17 protein-coding genes are annotated in these 18,006 nt (G+C 52.9%); 7 read left to right on the top strand and 10 right to left on the bottom strand.

The window, feature by feature from the left end; translation table 11 throughout:
• Nucleotides 1-15 precede the first annotated feature (15 nt).
• On the top strand, nt 16-1,479 hold the full coding sequence (gene citT / locus GBC03_22860; protein QFS72839.1) for a citrate/succinate antiporter CitT: 1,464 nt from the start codon (nt 16-18) through the stop codon (nt 1,477-1,479).
• A 111-nt stretch (nt 1,480-1,590) separates the two neighbouring features.
• Nucleotides 1,591-2,397: a ribonuclease I gene (locus GBC03_22865; GenBank protein QFS72840.1), complete on the top strand. Its 807-nt coding sequence runs from the start codon at nt 1,591-1,593 to the stop codon at nt 2,395-2,397.
• A gap of 38 nt (nt 2,398-2,435) precedes the next feature.
• Here GBC03_22865 and GBC03_22870 read toward each other — a convergent pair whose 3' ends face one another.
• Together GBC03_22870 and GBC03_22875 are read right to left on the bottom strand one after the other, a co-directional pair.
• Complete coding sequence (locus tag GBC03_22870) at nt 2,436-3,059, bottom strand: flavin reductase family protein (GenBank protein QFS72841.1); 624 nt, start codon at nt 3,057-3,059, stop codon at nt 2,436-2,438.
• Between the two features lie 96 nt (nt 3,060-3,155).
• Nucleotides 3,156-3,992 (bottom strand): alpha/beta fold hydrolase, encoded by an 837-nt coding sequence (locus tag GBC03_22875; protein ID QFS72842.1) that lies wholly within the window; start codon nt 3,990-3,992, stop codon nt 3,156-3,158.
• Between the two features lie 273 nt (nt 3,993-4,265).
• Here GBC03_22875 and GBC03_22880 point away from each other — a divergent pair, with 273 nt between their 5' ends.
• Together GBC03_22880 and uspG are read left to right on the top strand one after the other, a co-directional pair.
• A complete protein-coding gene (locus tag GBC03_22880; protein QFS72843.1) occupies nt 4,266-4,676 on the top strand; it encodes a nucleoside diphosphate kinase regulator in 411 nt (136 codons plus the stop codon).
• A 348-nt stretch (nt 4,677-5,024) separates the two neighbouring features.
• Nucleotides 5,025-5,453, top strand: a complete 429-nt coding sequence (gene uspG, locus GBC03_22885) for a universal stress protein UspG (GenBank protein QFS72844.1) — start codon at nt 5,025-5,027, stop codon at nt 5,451-5,453.
• A 55-nt stretch (nt 5,454-5,508) separates the two neighbouring features.
• Here the strand turns inward: uspG and GBC03_22890 are convergent, their stop codons facing one another.
• From GBC03_22890 to ahpC, 6 genes are all read right to left on the bottom strand, one after another.
• Nucleotides 5,509-6,276 carry a hydrogenase gene (locus GBC03_22890; protein ID QFS72845.1) on the bottom strand — a complete coding sequence of 256 codons (768 nt, stop codon included), beginning with the start codon at nt 6,274-6,276 and terminating at the stop codon, nt 5,509-5,511.
• The gene (locus tag GBC03_22895; GenBank protein ID QFS72846.1) at nt 6,276-6,833 is read right to left on the bottom strand and encodes a 4Fe-4S dicluster domain-containing protein; all 558 of its coding nucleotides are present in this window, start codon (nt 6,831-6,833) and stop codon (nt 6,276-6,278) included. Before GBC03_22895 ends, GBC03_22890 begins: the two co-directional genes overlap by 1 nt.
• Nucleotides 6,830-9,106, bottom strand: coding sequence for a molybdopterin-dependent oxidoreductase (locus tag GBC03_22900; protein ID QFS72847.1), 2,277 nt, complete (start codon nt 9,104-9,106; stop codon nt 6,830-6,832). The genes GBC03_22895 and GBC03_22900 overlap by 4 nt, the downstream gene beginning before the upstream one ends.
• A complete protein-coding gene (locus GBC03_22905; protein ID QFS72848.1) occupies nt 9,096-9,659 on the bottom strand; it encodes a molecular chaperone in 564 nt (187 codons plus the stop codon). The genes GBC03_22900 and GBC03_22905 overlap by 11 nt, the downstream gene beginning before the upstream one ends.
• A 228-nt stretch (nt 9,660-9,887) precedes the next feature.
• Nucleotides 9,888-11,453, bottom strand: coding sequence for an alkyl hydroperoxide reductase subunit F (ahpF, locus tag GBC03_22910; protein QFS72849.1), 1,566 nt, complete (start codon nt 11,451-11,453; stop codon nt 9,888-9,890).
• A 211-nt stretch (nt 11,454-11,664) separates the two neighbouring features.
• Complete coding sequence (ahpC, locus tag GBC03_22915; GenBank protein ID QFS72850.1) at nt 11,665-12,228, bottom strand: alkyl hydroperoxide reductase subunit C; 564 nt, start codon at nt 12,226-12,228, stop codon at nt 11,665-11,667.
• 376 nt (nt 12,229-12,604) lie between these two features.
• On the opposite strand from ahpC, the gene dsbG reads away from it, so the two are divergent.
• The 3 genes from dsbG to GBC03_22930 all read left to right on the top strand — a co-directional run bounded on the left by dsbG (nt 12,605) and on the right by GBC03_22930 (nt 15,487).
• Nucleotides 12,605-13,351, top strand: coding sequence for a thiol:disulfide interchange protein DsbG (dsbG, locus tag GBC03_22920; protein ID QFS72851.1), 747 nt, complete (start codon nt 12,605-12,607; stop codon nt 13,349-13,351).
• A 310-nt stretch (nt 13,352-13,661) separates the two neighbouring features.
• On the top strand, nt 13,662-14,885 hold the full coding sequence (locus GBC03_22925) for a DUF3440 domain-containing protein (protein ID QFS72852.1): 1,224 nt from the start codon (nt 13,662-13,664) through the stop codon (nt 14,883-14,885).
• On the top strand, nt 14,870-15,487 hold the full coding sequence (locus GBC03_22930) for a hypothetical protein (protein QFS72853.1): 618 nt from the start codon (nt 14,870-14,872) through the stop codon (nt 15,485-15,487). The genes GBC03_22925 and GBC03_22930 overlap by 16 nt, the downstream gene beginning before the upstream one ends.
• Before the next feature lie 48 nt (nt 15,488-15,535).
• Here GBC03_22930 and GBC03_22935 read toward each other — a convergent pair whose 3' ends face one another.
• On the bottom strand, nt 15,536-15,733 hold the full coding sequence (locus tag GBC03_22935) for a putative selenoprotein (GenBank protein QFS72854.1): 198 nt from the start codon (nt 15,731-15,733) through the stop codon (nt 15,536-15,538).
• A gap of 57 nt (nt 15,734-15,790) precedes the next feature.
• Nucleotides 15,791-17,896: a carbon starvation protein CstA gene (gene cstA / locus GBC03_22940; GenBank protein QFS72855.1), complete on the bottom strand. Its 2,106-nt coding sequence runs from the start codon at nt 17,894-17,896 to the stop codon at nt 15,791-15,793.
• Nucleotides 17,897-18,006 lie beyond the last annotated feature (110 nt).

Raw genomic sequence — 18,006 nt, forward strand, 5'->3', positions numbered from 1 at the left:
TCCGGAGAATCACTTATGTCTTTATCGAAAGATACTATATGGAAGTTGTTTGCCCCCTTGATAATCATGGGCGTCATGTTTCTTATCCCCGTCCCGGACGGCATGCCCCCTCAGGCATGGCACTACTTCGCCGTTTTCGTGGCGATGATCGTCGGTATGATTCTGGAGCCCATTCCGGCTACCGCAATCAGCTTCATCGCGGTCACCATCTGCGTGATTGGCAGCAACTACCTGTTGTTTGATGCCAAAGAGCTGGCGGATCCGGCATTTGACGCCGGTAAACAAGCGCTGAAATGGGGTCTGGCAGGTTTCTCCAGTACCACCGTCTGGCTGGTGTTCGGCGCGTTCATCTTCGCTCTCGGCTATGAAGTCACCGGTCTTGGCCGTCGTATCGCGCTGTTTCTGGTGAAATTCATGGGTAAACGTACCCTGACGCTGGGCTATGCGATTGTCATCATCGACATTCTGCTGGCGCCGTTTACGCCATCCAACACCGCGCGTACCGGTGGCACCGTGTTCCCGGTAATCAAAAACCTGCCACCGCTGTTTAAATCGTTCCCGAACGATCCGTCCGCACGTCGTATCGGCGGTTACCTGATGTGGATGATGGTCATCAGTACCAGCCTGAGTTCTTCGATGTTCGTCACGGGTGCGGCGCCAAACGTGCTGGGTCTGGAGTTTGTCAACAAAATCGCCGGTGTGCAGATAAGCTGGCTGCAGTGGTTCCTCAGCTTCCTGCCGGTCGGTATCATTTTGCTGATCGTTGCGCCGTGGCTCTCTTACGTTCTCTACAAACCTGAAGTCACACACAGTGCGGAAGTCGCCGCCTGGGCGGGTGATGAACTTAAAACCATGGGCACTCTGACGCGCAAAGAGTGGACGCTGGTCGGTCTGGTTCTGCTGAGCTTAGGCTTGTGGGTCTTCGGCGGCGAAGTGATCGACGCCACCGCCGTCGGTTTGCTCGCCGTTTCTCTGATGCTGGCACTGCACGTGGTGCCGTGGAAAGACATTACCAAATACAACAGCGCCTGGAACACGCTGGTGAACCTTGCCACCCTTGTGGTGATGGCAAGCGGTTTAACCCGTTCCGGGTTCATCGACTGGTTCGCGGGTACCATGAGCACCCATCTGGAAGGTTTCTCGCCTAACGCGACGGTGATTGTGCTGGTGCTGGTGTTCTACTTTGCCCACTACCTGTTTGCCAGCCTGTCGGCGCACACGGCGACAATGCTGCCGGTTATTCTGGCGGTCGGTAAAGGTATCCCGGGCGTGCCGATGGAACATTTGAGTATCCTGCTGGTGCTGTCCATCGGGATTATGGGTTGTCTGACGCCATACGCAACGGGTCCTGGGGTGATCATCTACGGCTGCGGCTATGTGAAATCCAAAGACTACTGGCGTCTTGGCGCCATCTTCGGGGTTATCTACATTGCGATGCTGCTGCTGGTTGGCTGGCCGATTCTGGCGATGTGGAGCTAGTCCTGACGTAAAACGCTGAATGGATCAAGGCCCGCGGGGTAAACACACCTCGCGGGCTTTTTTTATGGTTAAATAGATACTATTCAGATTTTATATAAGTTCAGAACCATCATGAAACCGACCTGGCAAAAATGGGGGTGGCTCGCCGCCTCACTCCTCCCTCTTTCTTCGGCAACCGCCAACGAATTACAGCCCACGCAGTACGGCGATTTCGACCGTTACGTGCTGGCACTCTCCTGGCAGACGGGATTTTGCCAGAGTCAGCATGAGCGCGACCGCCGCGAGCCTGATGAATGTCGCCTGCAAAAAGAGACCGCTAACAAAGTCGATTTCCTGACCGTTCACGGTTTGTGGCCAGGATTGCCGAAATCCATCGCGTCGCGCGGGGTCGATGAACGCCGGTGGATGCGCTTTGGCTGCGCCACGCGTCCCATCCCCAATCAGCCAGAAGCGCGCGCCAGCCGTAAATGCGCGGCACCCGAAACGGGCCTGTCGCTGGAAACGGCCGCCAAACTCAGTGACGTGATGCCGGGTGCGGGCGGACGTACTTGCCTTGAGCGCTACGAATACGCAAAACACGGTGCCTGTTTTGGCTTCGACCCGGATGCGTACTTTGGCACGATGGTGCGGTTGAACAAAGAGATCAAGGCCAGCGAGTTAGGGGTATTTCTCGGTGAAAATTACGGCAAGAGCGTGAGTCGCCGCGCCTTCGATGCGGCGGTGGCCAGGCGCTGGGGAAAAGAGGCCGTCAGCGCAGTGAAACTGAGCTGCCACGGTAATCCGGCTTACCTGACGGAGATCCAGTTCTCACTGAAGGCCACGACCATCAACGCGCCGCTCTCCGCTGACTCGTTCGCCCCGCAACCCCATCCGGGGAACTGTGGTAAACAGTTTATCATCGACAAAGTGGGTTACTGATTCACTGTCCCGGCGCGAAATCCGCGCCGGCGACAGCGTCAACGTTTCGCGCGAGCATCCGGACGCACCAGGTCAAAGCGGTGCGACTCGCTGATCGCATAGTAGGCCGTCGGGCCACCGGCGCGCAGCACGGGCTGTGCTTTTGCGGTCTGGTAAACGCCCTCTTCCAGCAGCGTTTCAGCGATGTGAATCCCCACCACTTCGCCCAGAATCAGCCAGGTTTCGATGGCTTCCCCTTGCGCGGTCATGAGCTGAATACTCTGCGACAGGCGACATTCAAAATTCACCGGACTTTGTGCAACGCGTGGCGCTTTCACCAGACGACTTTCCGCCTTCGTCAGCCCGGCGGCAAAAAATTCATCTTCGCCATGTGGCAGACTGGCGGAGGTTTCATTCATCGCGCTGGCTAACTCTCGCGTGGTCAGGTTCCAGACAAACTCGCCGGTTTCCATGATGTTACGTACGCTGTCTTTCCAGCCGGTGCTGGCAAAACCGATAATGGGCGGATGATAATTGAAACAGTTGAAGAAGCTGTAGGGTGCCAGGTTATCCCGACCAGCGGTATCCTGAGAGGCGATCCAGCCAATAGGCCGTGGACCAACAATGGCATTAAGCGGGTCGTGTGGCAGGCCGTGTCCCTGCGAGGGTTGATAGAAATACATAGTATTCTCTGATGAATGTGACGTCGGCGAAGCACGAATTGCGCTCCGCTCATCCCCCTAATAGAAGAGGATCAGCGTAGAGTAATCCGTTAAAGATTACGACTGAATAAAGTTAAGCAGATCCTGATTTATCTGCTGTTTATGGGTGGTGCAAATGCCATGGGAACCGCCCGCATAGACCTTCAGTTGCGCGTCAGGCAGTATTTCCGCTGCGACTTTGCCACAGGTCTCAAATGGGACAATTTGATCGTCATCACCATGAATAACCAGTGTTGGGATAGTCATTTTGCGCAAGTCTTCACGCAGGTCCGTTTCCGAGAACGCCTTGATGCAGTCGTACAGCGCTTTTATTGAGCCCTGTAATCCCTGCTCCACAAAGCTTTCCCGCACCGCTTTCGACTCTTTCGCGCCCGGACGGTTATAGCCATAGAATGCAGCGGTCAGCTCATAGAAAAAGGCGGCACGGTCATTGACAACCCCTTCACGAATGCCGTCGAAAACCGCTTCCGGCACACCGTTTGGGTTGAACTCGGTTTTCACCATAATGGGCGTCACCGCGCCAATCAATACCGCTTTTGCCACCCGCTGCGTCCCGTGTCGCCCGATATAACGCGCCACTTCGCCACCGCCGGTTGAGTGACCAACGTGCACCGCATTTTGCAGATTCAGGTGTGCGGTCAGTTCAGCCAGATCGTCCGCATACTGGTCCATATTGTGCCCCTCCCACGGCTGGGCTGAGCGACCATGTCCGCGCCTGTCGTGGGCTATCACCCGAAATCCTTTCGAGCCAAGAAAAAGCATCTGATCTTCAAAGGCATCAGCCGTTAACGGCCAGCCGTGGCTGAAGACAATCGGCTGGCCACTGCGGTTACCCCAGTCTTTAAAATACAGATAACTGCCATCTTTGAGAGTAATTTTGTCGTACTGGCTCATGAGATCTCCTGTAATAGAACACTGAGAGAGTGACGCGCCGCGGCGCGTGCTTAAAAAGCATAATGCAAATTTGAGAACGATCACGTTTATCGAATAAAATTCATACTAGTGATGCTTTTTTAGCTATTTACCCGAATGTGAACTAAATCACTTCAAACCCGGGGTAAGTCTCAGTATCATCTGGAGAGTTAAACCCTTGCCGCCAGACGGTGAGGGTTTTCTTTTGGGAATATTACCTGCGGCAAAACGCAGTACTGACGACATGGAGTAAAAATGTCCAGACCAACTATCATCATTAACGACCTTGATGCAGAACGCATCGATCGCTTACTGGAACAACCCGCGTATGCAGATTTACCCATTGCCGACGCGTTGAATGACGAGCTGGATCGTGCCCAAATGTGTTCGCCGGAAGCCATGCCGCATGACGTCGTGACCATGAACAGCCGCGTTAAATTCCGCAATCTCAGCGATGGCGAAATTCGCGTGCGTACGTTGGTGTATCCTGCGGCGATGACCGACAGCAATACGCAACTTTCAGTGATGGCCCCCGTCGGTGCTGCGCTGTTAGGCGTGCGTGTGGGCGACACCATTCACTGGGAACTTCCGGGCGGCGCATCCACCCACCTCGAAGTGCTGGAGCTGGAATACCAACCCGAAGCAGCAGGCGACTTCCTGCGTTAATCCCATCTGCATAAGCGACTTTCCGCTTTACCCAGAGGATGCGTTCGCATCCTCTTTCCGCCACTTTGCGTAAAATCACCCATTCTTCCTGGTTCGCCTTTCGCCTGACTCGTCCACACTGAATCGGTTTCATTGACAGGTGCGGTCATGAACGAAACATTCAGCATATTACTGGGATTCCTCATCATGGCGGCGATCATCGTCGGGGCCGTGCTTTACCTGGAGAATCACTGGTAGCGAATGCACAAGGAATCGCCGCACAATGCGAAAAATCCCCTGCAGAAAGCAGACAGAATTATTATTATATGCTTGAATGATTTGAGTATTAATTAACAGGGAGAAACGGGTATGTATAAGACAATCATTATGCCGGTTGATGTTTTTGAAATGGAACTCAGCGATAAGGCGATTCGCCACGCTGAATTTCTGGCGCAGCAGGATGGCGTCATTCATCTTCTGCATGTGCTACCAGGTTCTGCCAGCCTGAGCCTGCATCGCTTCGCCGCCGACGTTCGTCGTTTTGAAGAACATTTACAGCATGAAGCCGAAACCCGACTGCAAACGATGGTCGGTCACTTCAGTATCGATCCTGCCCGCATCAAGCAGCATGTCCGCTTTGGCAGCGTCCGCGACGTGGTCAATGAGCTCGGCGAAGAGCTGAATGCAGACGTGGTGGTCATTGGCTCACGTAATCCGTCAATCACCACACACCTGCTGGGTTCTAACGCCTCAAGCGTGGTACGTCATGCGACCCTGCCGGTACTGGTTGTGCGCTAAATTGCGCCCGAATACCAACAAGCCCTGTCAGCAGGCAGGGCTTTTTTCATCCGCATCAGAACAGATGACCAATGTTCACAATCGTACTCACGGTATCGCCAAAAAAGACCAACCGACTGAAGAACATCCCGACAAACAGTAGCCCAAACAGCACAGCCCCGCGGCGCTCACCACCGCGCGTCAGAACAAATGCCAGCAACAAACACGCCAGACTTACCAGATAAAGCGGAGACGTCAGCCACGCATGCGCTGTCATCTGCATGATGGTACCGCCAATGAGCCAAATCATCGGTGCGGCGATCAGCACCGCCAGACAAACCACAATCGCCTGGCGCAGCGCGGATAATGACGGTTTTAGCTTCAGCAATGGAATCGTCGCACATCCCATCACCCACACTGTGATCAAAAACAACAGCATCGTCAGACCGTTGGCGATAGCCACCATCGCCGGTGCAGCATAGGTCATCCCCTGCACCACCACCAGCGCAACCCCAAGCATCGACGTCAGAATAGCCGGAACTTTGTGCCCTTTAGTCAGAAATGTAATGCCTATCGCCACACCATACAGCGTAGCACCGAGGATCTCCCGACTCAGCCAGGCGTGTTTCAGGTTAATCAGCGCATTATACGCTCTGTCCGGATGTGCCAGATGCAGTACCGCCGCGACAGATGCCACCACAAGAATTAACCCCGTAACCAGCCAGTACACACGTTTTCCTTCCAGTTCGCCACGGAGTGAACGCAGCGTCAGGATCAGCGTCATCCCTACTGACGTCTGGCTTAATAAGGTAAAGATCACCAAAGGCAGTTCATATTTTTCCATTACTTGTCCTCCGGTTGTTTGGGCTGACGGGCGAGGATAAAACGCGTGCCAGGGTTAAGTTGCGGCATCCGCGGGAATCCTGGCGGATATTGCACCGCATTGGTCGGAATGGAGTCTGCATCGAGATCGATCAGGGTCAGCGCCCCCACCGGGCAGGCATTGACGCAGGCCGGGTTCATGCCGATGTCCAGTCGCTCATAACACATGCTGCATTTTTCCGCCTTGCGCGTCTCTTCGTTAAAGCGCGGCGCGCCATACGGACAATTGCGGATGCAGTTTTTACAACCGATGCAGCGCTCTGGGTTATGCACCACCACGCCATCTTCCCGTTTGGTGTACGCTTCTACCGGACATGCCGCAACGCAGGCCGGTTTTTCGCAATGGTTGCAGGCCAGCGAATAAAATGCGCGCTCCTCGTGCGGATAGATCTCTTTATCCAGCGGATATACGTAGCGCCAGAAGCGCTCCGGCTCCAGTTGGTTAAAGCTTTTACATGCCATTGCACAGCCACGGCAGCCGATGCACTTATCACTATTCACTAAAAACGCGCGTCTCATGCTGTGGCTCCTTCACTGTCCAATCGAATGATATCGACAAATTGGCTATGAATAGCGGCGCCTGGCGCGCCCGTTGCCATTTTTCCCATATCCGCAGGCGTATCCTTGACGACGTTTTGCACGTTATAGCGCAGCTTGTTAAACCACGACTCGTACATCACCAGGAAATCATCCGGCACGTTGGTGGTAATTTTGGCGCGCAGTTCCACATGCCCCGCCTCATTGAAGACCTTGACGAGATCGCCTTCAGCAATGCCTTTTGTTGCAGCGGCTGACGGATGAATGTAGACAAAAGGCTCAGGCCAGAACACCTGCATCCAGTCAAGATTCATAAACTGCGAATGCAGGCCATACTGCAGATGCGGGGTGAACAGATGGAACGGCAACGCCCCTTGCGCGGCGGGTTTGTATTCCGGTAGCGCGGTGTGGCCGTTTTGTTCGCAACGTTCAGATTTGAACTCATATTTCCCGGATGGCGTTTTGAATTTGCGATCGTACCAGGCGGCAGTGCTGGGCATTTTAGCTTTGCGTGGACCGTCACGCAGATCGTCCCAGCCGCTGATGGCAAACAGCTTGCCCATGCCGTCGTTGAACTCCTTATCCAGCCAACGCTTCGCATCAAACTCCTGCGGGAACGTACAGGAACCAGGCTCCAGTTGGTTGATGGTTTTAGACAACAGCGCAGCAATTTCAGGATCGCTTTTACACTCATAAAGCGGCTTAATGGCCGGCTCGTTGATCGACAACCAGTAGTGCCAGTAAGACGAACAGACATCCCACTGCTCGAAAGTGGTCGTGACCGGCAGCACGATATCGGCATGCTGAACAGTTTCATTGAAGAACTGATCGACGCAGACTACCATTTCCAGTTTTTCGAACGCTTTCTCCATCTTGTTACGATCGAAATCCTGCGCAAACGGGTTCTTGGACGCCACCCATAGCATGCGGACAGGCGGTTCGCTGGCGTCGAGAATACCCTGCGCCGTCTGGTTGATATTCAGCGCGCGATCGGAGTATTCACTCTTTTCACCGCTGTCGCTGACAAACTCGCCGACAGGACCGCCCGCCCCTTTGATACCCACAGAGCCTGCTGGCGGTTTTTGCATCATCCCGGCATAGTTATAACCCCAGGTCTGCAAATGCCCGTAGCGCGCACCACCGCCTTCCAGACCTATATTGCCGGTCATCGCGACAAATGCGTCAATGGCGCGCACATTCGCACCGCCGTTGACATGACGCTGCATGCCATAGCCAATCCATACAGTGGCAGGCTTAACGGCAGTAAACTCTTCCGCCAGTTCGCGAATCACCGCTGCAGATAGGCCGCACTGTTCCGCCGCCCATTCAACGGTAACGTGGCTGCGTAGATAAGCTTCGAACTCCGGGTAACCATGAGCATAATTATTAACGAAATCCTGGTCGACACGCCCGGTATCGAGCAGGTGACGCGCCATACCCAGCGCCAGCGCTCCGTCAGATCCAGGACGCACACGCAGGAACAGATCGGCCTTCGCCGCCGTTTGGGTTAACAGGGGATCGATAACGACCACCTTCGCCCCTTGCTCACGCGCCTGATAGATGTACTTCATGGTATGCATGGAGCACCAGGCCGGATTTGCGCCCCAGATGATGATGTATTTGGCCTTCACAAAATCTTCCGGGTCGTTACACCACATATCGCCCATATCATAATTTTGCGCATCAATACCTGCAGGCCAGCACGGCGTACCGGCAAAACGCGTGGTATAGCCGAGTGAAGACATCATCCCCTCAACGGCATAGCCCATCACGCCCAGATTGCCTGAATATTTGGACAACGCCAGTCCGAGCATCGAACCGTCTCGCTTTTTAATTTCCAGCATTTTGCGGGCGATACGCTGCATTGCATCTTCCCAGGAAATACGACGCCATTTACCGGTACCTCGCCCATCCTGAATCATGGGATACTTGATCCGATCGGGGCTGTAGACCCGGCGGGGATAGCTCAACCCTTTCACACACGGCGTTCCATGGGTAAACGTCGACTCCGATGCCCCCTCCACAAAGGTAATCACCTCGTTTTTGACCCAGGTTTTCAGGCTACAAGTGTCGTAGCAGTTGCGTGGACACGCATTGCGATAGATTTTGTAGGTTTTTGGGTTAAATGGAATGGGCGGTTGCGCCAGCGCGCAGCGGGACGTCAGTAATCCACCCGGTAACGCCGCGACGGTACCGAGGGCAATCAGCCCTTTTAAAAAAGAACGTCGGTTAAGAAGTCCTGGTTCATTGCTCATAAAGATAATCTCGTTTTAATTCATCAATCCAGTAAGATAACTTTTCCGCCACCGCATGCAGCGTTGCGGTTTGGGCATAACGTTTTATCCTTGCGATAAATTCAGGGACCCATAACGCAACATAGTCATTGATATAGCGCGCCAGCATGTCACGATATTGCGGGGACTGTCTGACATTCGCCGATAACACGATCGCGAGTTCTATAACATATGAAATATGATCGTCCGGTATATTATTTTCGCTATTTATGGACAACCCAATACTTGCCATAAAATCCCTTATCGTCCTCGTCGTTTTTCCCATGACAAGGCCTTCTTCTTCCAGATACACCGAAGCATATGGCGCGGCCTTTAGCGCGCAGGGCCCGATAAACAGGGCATTGTAGTCATACTCAACCTCCTGCCACGCCGACGCGGTCATGACAAACACCGCCGGAGGATCAAGGGCAATACACGCGGCTTTTAACGACTCACCGTCACGGGAATGAAAAAAATCACGTAATAGCAGTCCTGACGATTCACTGTCCGTCAAAGTATTATTAAATAAATCCATAAATGCCCAGTTTTTAATTCATGAGGTAAATATATAAATAAAACAGAGAGGGTATAATAACGAAATATGTCGTCCATTCTTTGATTAAAGGAAGGATTAATTGTATTTAATGGGACGTGAATTATTTTTATTGTTTCAAAAGCTAACAATGGATGGCAAAAGACATAAAAAAACCGCCTGTGGTTAACAGGCGGTTTCGGTATTGCAGGTGTAGTCTTACTTTCTTTTTTATGCCGTTTTCGTACGAATCAGGTAATCAAAGGCGCTCAGAGACGCTTTCGCTCCTTCGCCGGTCGCGATGATAATCTGTTTGTACGGCACGGTGGTACAGTCGCCCGCGGCGAATACGCCCTTCACGCTGGTTTCGCATTTCGCGTCGATGATGATTTCACCCATCCGGTTGCGCTCAATCGCCCCTTCCAGCCAGGTGGTGTTTGGCAACAGACCAATCTGAACAAAGATGCCCGCCAGCTCCACGTTGTGAACATCGCCACTCACGCGGTCGCGGTATTCCAGACCAACCACTTTCGTGCCATCGCCTTTCACTTCCGTCGTCTGGGCGTTCAGGATGATGTCGACGTTTTTCAGGCTGCGGACTTTATCCTGCAAAACCTGGTCGGCCTTCATTTCTGGGGCAAATTCCAGCAGGGTTACGTGTTCCACGATCCCGGCGAGATCAATCGCCGCTTCCACGCCGGAGTTACCGCCGCCGATCACCGCCACGCGCTTACCTTTAAACAGCGGGCCGTCGCAGTGCGGGCAATAGGTTACGCCTTTAGTACGATACTGGTCTTCACCCGGTACGTTCATGTTGCGCCATTTCGCACCGGTGGCGATGATAATGCTGCGCGCTTTCAGTACCGCCCCGGACGCCGTTTCAATCTGATGTAAACCGCCTTCGCTGGCCGCTGGCACCAGTTTACTGGCGCTCTGACTGTCTATCACATCGACGTCATAATCATCGACGTGGGCCTTGAGTGCGCCGGCCAGTTTCTGCCCTTCTGTTTTCGGTACAGAAATGTAGTTTTCGATATCCACGGTATCGAGCACCTGACCGCCGAAACGCTCGCCCATCAGGCCGGTACGAATGCCTTTACGCGCGGAGTAGACCGCCGCTGCCGCGCCCGCAGGGCCGGAACCGACGATCAGAACATCATAGGCATCACGCTGACTCAGTTCTTCGGCGGCGCGTTTTTCAGCACCGGTATCCACTTTCGCCACGATTTCCGTCAGCGTCATGCGGCCCTGACCAAACTCTTTACCGTTAACGTACACGGCCGGAACGCCCATCACATTACGCTCGGTGATCTCGTTCTGGAACGTGCCGCCATCAATTGCCGTATGCTTAATGCGCGGGTTCAGCACCGCCATCAGGTTCAGCGCCTGCACCACGTCCGGGCAGTTATGGCAGGAGAGTGAGTAATAGGTTTCAAACTCAAAATCACCGTCAATATCGCGGATCTGCTCAAGCAGAGACTGCGCTTCTTTTGACGGGTGTCCACCGGTCCACAGCAGTGACAGAACCAGTGAGGTAAATTCGTGGCCCAACGGGGAACCCGCAAAGCGCGGCCCCTGATTTGAACCCGGATTGGTAATCAGGAAAGAGGGCTTACGTACGGCTAAGCTGTTGTCTTCTTTAAAGGTGACTTTCTCTGACAGTTCGGCGATTTCAGCCAGCAGTTCCTTGATTTCTGCCGATGTAGCGCTGTCATCCAGCGTAGCAATCAGCTCAACAGGTTTGGTCAGTTTCTCAAGATAGGCCTTGAGCTGGGTTTTCATATTTGTGTCGAGCATTCTTCTTCCCTCTCTGAAAACATCATCATGCAAGCTGCCTTAATCGGGCTGCGTGAATGCAACTTGCATCATGGGGTTTGGAATAAAACGGGTGCGTGATGCACCCGTTTGTTGCCGGGTGGCACTTCGTTTACCCGGCCTACGATGTTGTAGGCCCGATGTGTAGGCCGGATAAGCGCAGCGCCATCCGGCTTCGAAGCGCCTTAAAGGCTTAGATTTTACCAACCAGGTCTAAAGACGGTGCTAAAGTCGCGTCGCCTTCTTTCCACTTAGCCGGGCACACTTCGCCTGGGTGAGAAGCGACATACTGAGCGGCTTTGATTTTACGCAGCAGGTCAGAAGCATCACGGCCGATACCTTCAGCGGTAACTTCGATCGCCTGGATGATACCCTGCGGGTCAACAACGAACGTTGCGCGGTCTGCCAGACCTTCATCTTCACGCATGTTGTCGAAGTTACGGGTCAGGGCGCCAGTCGGGTCGCCGATCATCGCGTATTTGATTTTGGCGATGGTGTCAGAGCTGCTGTGCCATGCTTTGTGGGTAAAGTGGGTGTCGGTAGAGACAGAGTAAACGTCTACGCCCAGTTTCTGCAGCTCTTCGTAATGGTCTGCAACGTCGCCCAGTTCGGTCGGGCATACGAAAGTAAAATCAGCCGGATAGAAGAAGAAGACGCTCCAGCGGCCTTCAGTATCTTTCTCGGTCACTTCAATGAATTCACCGTTTTTGAACGCCTGGTTTTTAAAAGGTTTAATTTTTGTATTAATCAAAGACATCTGTACTTCCTCCGTGTTTTCGTTGAGGGATACGTTACCGAAGATTGACCGACAGGGCTAATGCGTTTCCTTTATCAAATCAATAAGCGTTAACTAACAAACCTCTCAATTCAACGTTGTGAACGTGCGATGACGCAAAGTAAAAAGGGCCGCCTTTGCAGGCAGCCCCGTTACCTGAACTACCCGTGGGTAACTTCAGCGCCAGTGAAACTGGCTATGTGTTGCGCTCTACATTACCTTAACAAAGGCTGTAACAGCGAGAAGGATTACACCACCCCACTCCTGAAAGGGCAATGTTCCTGGCTGAGGTCTTACCTATGGCTGTGATAGGTTTTCTCACCTCACTCGCAATCGCTCTGATTTATAAGGATAAAAGATGTTAAAACGTACGTTTTTGCTCTCCCTCTTCCCTCTCTTTGCCTGGGCCGAAGACCTGCCTGCGCCGGTCAAAGCGATAGAAAAACAAGGCATTACTATTATCAAGTCGTTCGATGCGCCCGGCGGGATGAAAGGTTATCTCGGGAAATACCAGGATATGGGCGTCACTATCTACCTGACACCTGATGGCAAACAGGCCATTTCAGGCTACATGTACAATGAAAAAGGGGAAAACCTGAGCAATCAGTTGATAGAGAAAGAGATCTATGCGCCCGCCGGGCGAGAAATGTGGCAGCGCATGGAAAAAGCCAACTGGTTACTGGATGGCAAGAAAGACGCCCCGGTGGTGCTCTATGTTTTTGCTGACCCATTCTGCCCGTACTGTAAACAGTTCTGGCAACAGGCGCGTCCGTGGGTGGAGTCGGGTAAAGTACAATTACGTACGCTACTCGTCGGCGTCATCAAGCCAGAGAGTCCTGCCACTGCCGCGGCCATTCTGGCGTCGAACGATCCGGCGAAAACCTGGCATGATTACGAAGCCTCTGGTGGAAAAATGACGCTCAATGTGCCCAAAGCGATTTCGCCGGATCACATGAAAACCCTCAATATGAACCAGAAAATCATGGATGATTTAGGCGCGAACGTCACACCCGCGATTTATTATATGAGTAAAGATAACGTCCTTCAGCAGGTCGTTGGCTTACCCGAAAAAGCGCAGCTGGATGCCATGATGGCGCAACCATAATTAATATGGGTAATTATATTCAATAAAATATAATTACCCTGAATAATTTTAACCGCAAAATTTAACTCTTCTCGCAACGTAAACACGGCATAAAGAAATTTTCTTTTGTATAAACCCCTTTTGTTAACCACGTCGACTCACATAGCGGACTTTTGATATCAATTACAATATATTCATAATTAATATATTAATTATGAATTAATTAACTTGTTGAATTTATTTAACCATTGCGCACATACAAAAAAGACTTATATTATAGAGGGATATCTATTCCAGACGTACGACTTTAACGTTTAAGGATAAGCGATGCATGTCTGTTTATAAAATATCATTAAACCAAAATGTTCTGGAAGCCGCTGAAGAACGCATCATCTGGACTCTCGAAAATCTTCCCCGCGTGTGTGTTTCCTTTTCCGGTGGCAAAGATTCCGGACTGATGTTGCATCTGACGGCAAATCTTGCACGTAAGCGACACAAAAAAATCAGCGTATTGTTCATTGACTGGGAAGCGCAATTTTCCTGTACCATTAGTTATATTAGCGCCTTGCGCGAAATGTATGCCGATGTCATCGACCATTTCTATTGGGTTGCCCTTTCGCTTACCACCCAAAACTCACTGTCTCAGTTTCAACCTGAATGGCAGTGCTGGGAACCCGATACCCAGTGGGTTCGCCAGCCGCCGCCAGACGCTATCACCGATCCGGGCTATTTTTCCTTTTATCAACCCGGCATGACCTTCGAACACTTCGTGCGTGAATTTGCCGACTGGTTTTCGAATAAACGCCCGGCGGCCATGATGATAGGCATCCGGGCGGATGAGTCTTACAACCGTTTTGTGGCGATCGCCAGTTTACGCAAACAGCGTTTTGCCGATGACAAACCCTGGACGACCGCCGCACCTGGTGGACATACCTGGTACATCTATCCGCTGTATGACTGGAAAACGGCCGATATCTGGACCTGGTTTGCTCGCACGAATCTGCCCTGTAATCCGCTCTACAATCTGATGTATCAGGCCGGTGTCCCGGCCCGTTACATGCGCATTTGCGAACCATTTGGTCCCGAACAGCGTCAGGGATTATGGCTCTATCACGTTGTTGAACCCGAAAGGTGGGCGGCAATGTGCGCACGTGTCAGTGGCGTCAGAAGCGGTGGGATCTACGCAGGGCAGGATAATCACTTCTATGGCCATCGAAAAATACTCAAGCCCGACCATTTGAGCTGGCAGGATTACGCCATGATGTTACTGCTCAGCATGCCGGATAACACCGCTGAGCATTACCGTAACAAGATCGCCGTCTATTTACAGTGGTACAAGAAAAACGGCCTCGGCGAGATCCCGCAAACGCAGCCTGGCGATATTGGTTCGAAAGATATCCCCTCCTGGCGACGCATCTGCAAAGTGCTACTGAACAATGATTACTGGTGCCGGGCACTCTCTTTCAGTCCAACCAAACCGAAAAGTTACCAGCGTTATAGCGAACGCATGAAAGCGAGACGCAAGGAGTGGGGAATTTTATGCAACAACGATTGACACAGGATCTCATTGGCTTTCTCTCTGGCCTGTCTGAAGAAGAAAAAATCAAGGCTATCAATGATTTCAGAATGGCGATTCACAGCGTCAGTCCGTTTCGTGACGAACCGGTTGATTGTGTACTGTGGATAAAAAACGAGCACATTTCACCTAACGATTACAACCCCAATAACGTTGCTCCGCCGGAGAAAAAGCTACTGCTGAAATCCATCGAGACGGATGGATTTACCCAGCCTATTGTTGTCACCCAGTCCAGCGCGGAGGAGTACGAGATAGTCGATGGCTTTCATCGTCATGAACTGGGGAAAGGCAAAGCTTCGCTCAGGTCCCGTCTCAAAGGCTATTTACCTATTACCTGTCTGGAGGGAAGTCGCCACGACCGCATGGCAGCGACCATTCGCCATAACCGCGCCCGTGGACGGCATCAGATCCACGCGATGTCTGAAATCGTGCGTGAACTGGCGTTGCTGGGATGGGGGGACGAAAAAATCGGTAAAGAACTGGGGATGGACGAGGATGAAGTCTTGCGCCTGAAACAGATCAACGGTCTTCAGGAACTGTTTGCCAGTCGGCGGTTTTCAAAAGCCTGGACGGTAAAATAATCGGCTTGTGCCGGATGACGCGCTTATCCGGCCCGAATTTTCTCACACTCAACAGCAGCGCGCCCCACCTTTTCCGCCATAGCGAGCATCCTGCCGCTCGCGGAAAAACTCCTCGTAGGTCATTGGCGTCTGATCCGGATGGGTCATCCGCATATGCTCAACGTAGTTGTCATAGTCAGGCACACCGATCATCAGTTTCGCGGCCTGGCCCAGATATTTCCCGGCTTTCGAAAGCGTATCAAACATCGTTACCACCTGTCAGAAAACCCCTCTCCCGGCAGGAAGAGGGGGATTGATTACACGTTAATGCGCGCCTTTGGCCTGCGCAACGATCTCTTCCACATTTTCCGGCATCGGCTCATACGGCGTCTCTTTCGCCGTTGGTTTGTCCTCTTTAAGTGCGGCAAGCGCCGTCTTAATGGAGAATAGCGCCAACACCACGACCACCACCATGAAGAAGATAGTCAGGCCCGCATCCAGACGGTTGTTAAACACCAGTTGCGCCAGCTGCGATTCGGTGTACTGCGGCGGGATATTACCGCTGTCGATCATCGCCTGGAACTTATTGGCAATCGCCAGGAAGCCCACTTTTGTATCCGGACTGAACGATTTCTGCCAGCCCGCCGTCAGAGTACAAATCAGCAGCCATGCGGTCGGCACCAGTGCCACCCACGCATAACGCTGACGTTTCATCTTGAACAGGACAACCGCACAGAGCATCAGTGCCATACCCGCCAGCATCTGGTTGGCGATACCAAACAGCGGCCACAGGGTATTAATGCCGCCTAATGGATCCACCACGCCCTGATGCAGGAAGTAACCCCACGCCAGCACGCACAATGCGGTCGCCAGCAGGTTGGCAGGCAATGAGTCCGTACGTTTAAGGCCAGGAGATACCACGCCCAGCAGGTCCTGAAGCATAAAGCGCGCCGCACGCGTCCCCGCATCGACCGCCGTCAGAATAAACAGCGCTTCGAACAGAATGGCGAAGTGATACCAGAAGGCGACATCCATCATGCCGCCCAACGCGCCGTGCAGGATATAGGCCATCCCCACCGCCAGCGTTGGCGCACCACCCGCACGAGAGATAATCGACTGCTCACCCACTTCGTTGGCAATCTGATGCAGCGTATCCGGCGTAATGGCAAAGCCCCAACTGCTAACCACCTGAGCGGCAGAAGCCACCACGTCAGTGGTGCCGGCAGGAGCCAGCACGGCCATTGGGCTGTTCATGGCAAAATAGACGCCCGGATCGATGATACAGGCAGACACCAGCGCCATGATGGCGACGAACGATTCCATCAACATCCCGCCGTAGCCGATAAAGCAGGCCTGGCCTTCGTTCGCCAGCATCTTCGGCGTAGTCCCGGAGGAGATCAGCGCGTGGAAACCCGAAACGGCGCCACAAGCGATGGTGATAAACAGGAACGGGAACAGGTTACCCGTCCACACCGGTCCGGTACCATCGACAAATTTAGTCAGCGCAGGCATCGTCAGCGTCGGGCGCATGATCAAAATACCCACCGCCAGACCGACAATCGTACCGATTTTCAGGAACGTAGAGAGGTAGTCGCGCGGAGCCAGCAGCAGCCACACCGGCAGTACCGCCGCCACGAAACCATAGCCCACCAGCATCCAGGTTAACTGGACGCCGGTGAAGTCAAAGTACGGTGCCCAGGTTGGACTTTCCGCGACCCAGCCGCCGGAAATAATGGCAAAAACGAGGAACACCAGACCGATAACCGACACTTCGCCGATACGCCCCGGACGCAGGTAGCGCAGATAGATCCCCATAAAGATCGCCAACGGGATGGTGAACGCGACGGTGTAGGTTCCCCACGGACTGTGGGTCAGCGCTTTCACCACGATCATCGCCAGCACCGCGAGGATAATCACCATGATCATGAAACAGGCCACCAGCGCAATTACCCCTGCGGTTGGCCCCATCTCTTCTTTGACCAGTTCACCCAGCGAGCGGCCATCGCGACGGGTTGAAACAAAGAGCACCATGAAATCCTGAACCGCCCCGGCTAAGACCACGCCGGCCAGCAGCCAGATCATGCCCGGCAGATAACCCATTTGTGCCGCCAGTACCGGTCCGACTAACGGACCCGCGCCGGCAATCGCCGCAAAATGGTGACCGAACAACACTTTCTTGTCGGTGGGCACATAGTCAAGCCCGTCGTTATGGCGTACCGCAGGCGTCATACGCGTCGGGTCAACCGCCAGCACATTTTTGGCAATGTACAGACCGTAGAAACGATAGGCGATGAGATAAACACAGACCGACGCCACGACTATCCACAGCGCGTTGATCTGTTCCCCACGGTTTAGCGCAATATAGCCCAGAGCAAATGCACCCATTACCGAGAGCACTGTCCAGATGAGGTATTTCCCTGATTTATTCATGGTTGTTATCCGTTTGCGTGTTCCAGAGAATAGAGATGTTACATTTTGTTTCTATAACATCTTTTCTGGCTTTAACAACCTGACAACCCAATAAACCTGAAGTATCACCG

The organism is Citrobacter telavivensis, from assembly GCA_009363175.1.
GTDB classification, from domain to species: Bacteria; Pseudomonadota; Gammaproteobacteria; order Enterobacterales; family Enterobacteriaceae; genus Citrobacter_A; species Citrobacter_A telavivensis.

Coding starts and splice junctions, on each gene's coding strand:
- citT (QFS72839.1), top strand. CDS start 16: ATGTCTTTATCGAAAGATACTATATGGAAGTTGTTTGCCCCCTTGATA.
- GBC03_22865 (QFS72840.1), top strand. CDS start 1,591: ATGAAACCGACCTGGCAAAAATGGGGGTGGCTCGCCGCCTCACTCCTC.
- GBC03_22870 (QFS72841.1), bottom strand. CDS start 3,059: ATGTATTTCTATCAACCCTCGCAGGGACACGGCCTGCCACACGACCCG.
- GBC03_22875 (QFS72842.1), bottom strand. CDS start 3,992: ATGAGCCAGTACGACAAAATTACTCTCAAAGATGGCAGTTATCTGTAT.
- GBC03_22880 (QFS72843.1), top strand. CDS start 4,266: ATGTCCAGACCAACTATCATCATTAACGACCTTGATGCAGAACGCATC.
- uspG (QFS72844.1), top strand. CDS start 5,025: ATGTATAAGACAATCATTATGCCGGTTGATGTTTTTGAAATGGAACTC.
- GBC03_22890 (QFS72845.1), bottom strand. CDS start 6,276: ATGGAAAAATATGAACTGCCTTTGGTGATCTTTACCTTATTAAGCCAG.
- GBC03_22895 (QFS72846.1), bottom strand. CDS start 6,833: ATGAGACGCGCGTTTTTAGTGAATAGTGATAAGTGCATCGGCTGCCGT.
- GBC03_22900 (QFS72847.1), bottom strand. CDS start 9,106: ATGAGCAATGAACCAGGACTTCTTAACCGACGTTCTTTTTTAAAAGGG.
- GBC03_22905 (QFS72848.1), bottom strand. CDS start 9,659: ATGGATTTATTTAATAATACTTTGACGGACAGTGAATCGTCAGGACTG.
- ahpF (QFS72849.1), bottom strand. CDS start 11,453: ATGCTCGACACAAATATGAAAACCCAGCTCAAGGCCTATCTTGAGAAA.
- ahpC (QFS72850.1), bottom strand. CDS start 12,228: ATGTCTTTGATTAATACAAAAATTAAACCTTTTAAAAACCAGGCGTTC.
- dsbG (QFS72851.1), top strand. CDS start 12,605: ATGTTAAAACGTACGTTTTTGCTCTCCCTCTTCCCTCTCTTTGCCTGG.
- GBC03_22925 (QFS72852.1), top strand. CDS start 13,662: ATGTCTGTTTATAAAATATCATTAAACCAAAATGTTCTGGAAGCCGCT.
- GBC03_22930 (QFS72853.1), top strand. CDS start 14,870: ATGCAACAACGATTGACACAGGATCTCATTGGCTTTCTCTCTGGCCTG.
- GBC03_22935 (QFS72854.1), bottom strand. CDS start 15,733: ATGTTTGATACGCTTTCGAAAGCCGGGAAATATCTGGGCCAGGCCGCG.
- cstA (QFS72855.1), bottom strand. CDS start 17,896: ATGAATAAATCAGGGAAATACCTCATCTGGACAGTGCTCTCGGTAATG.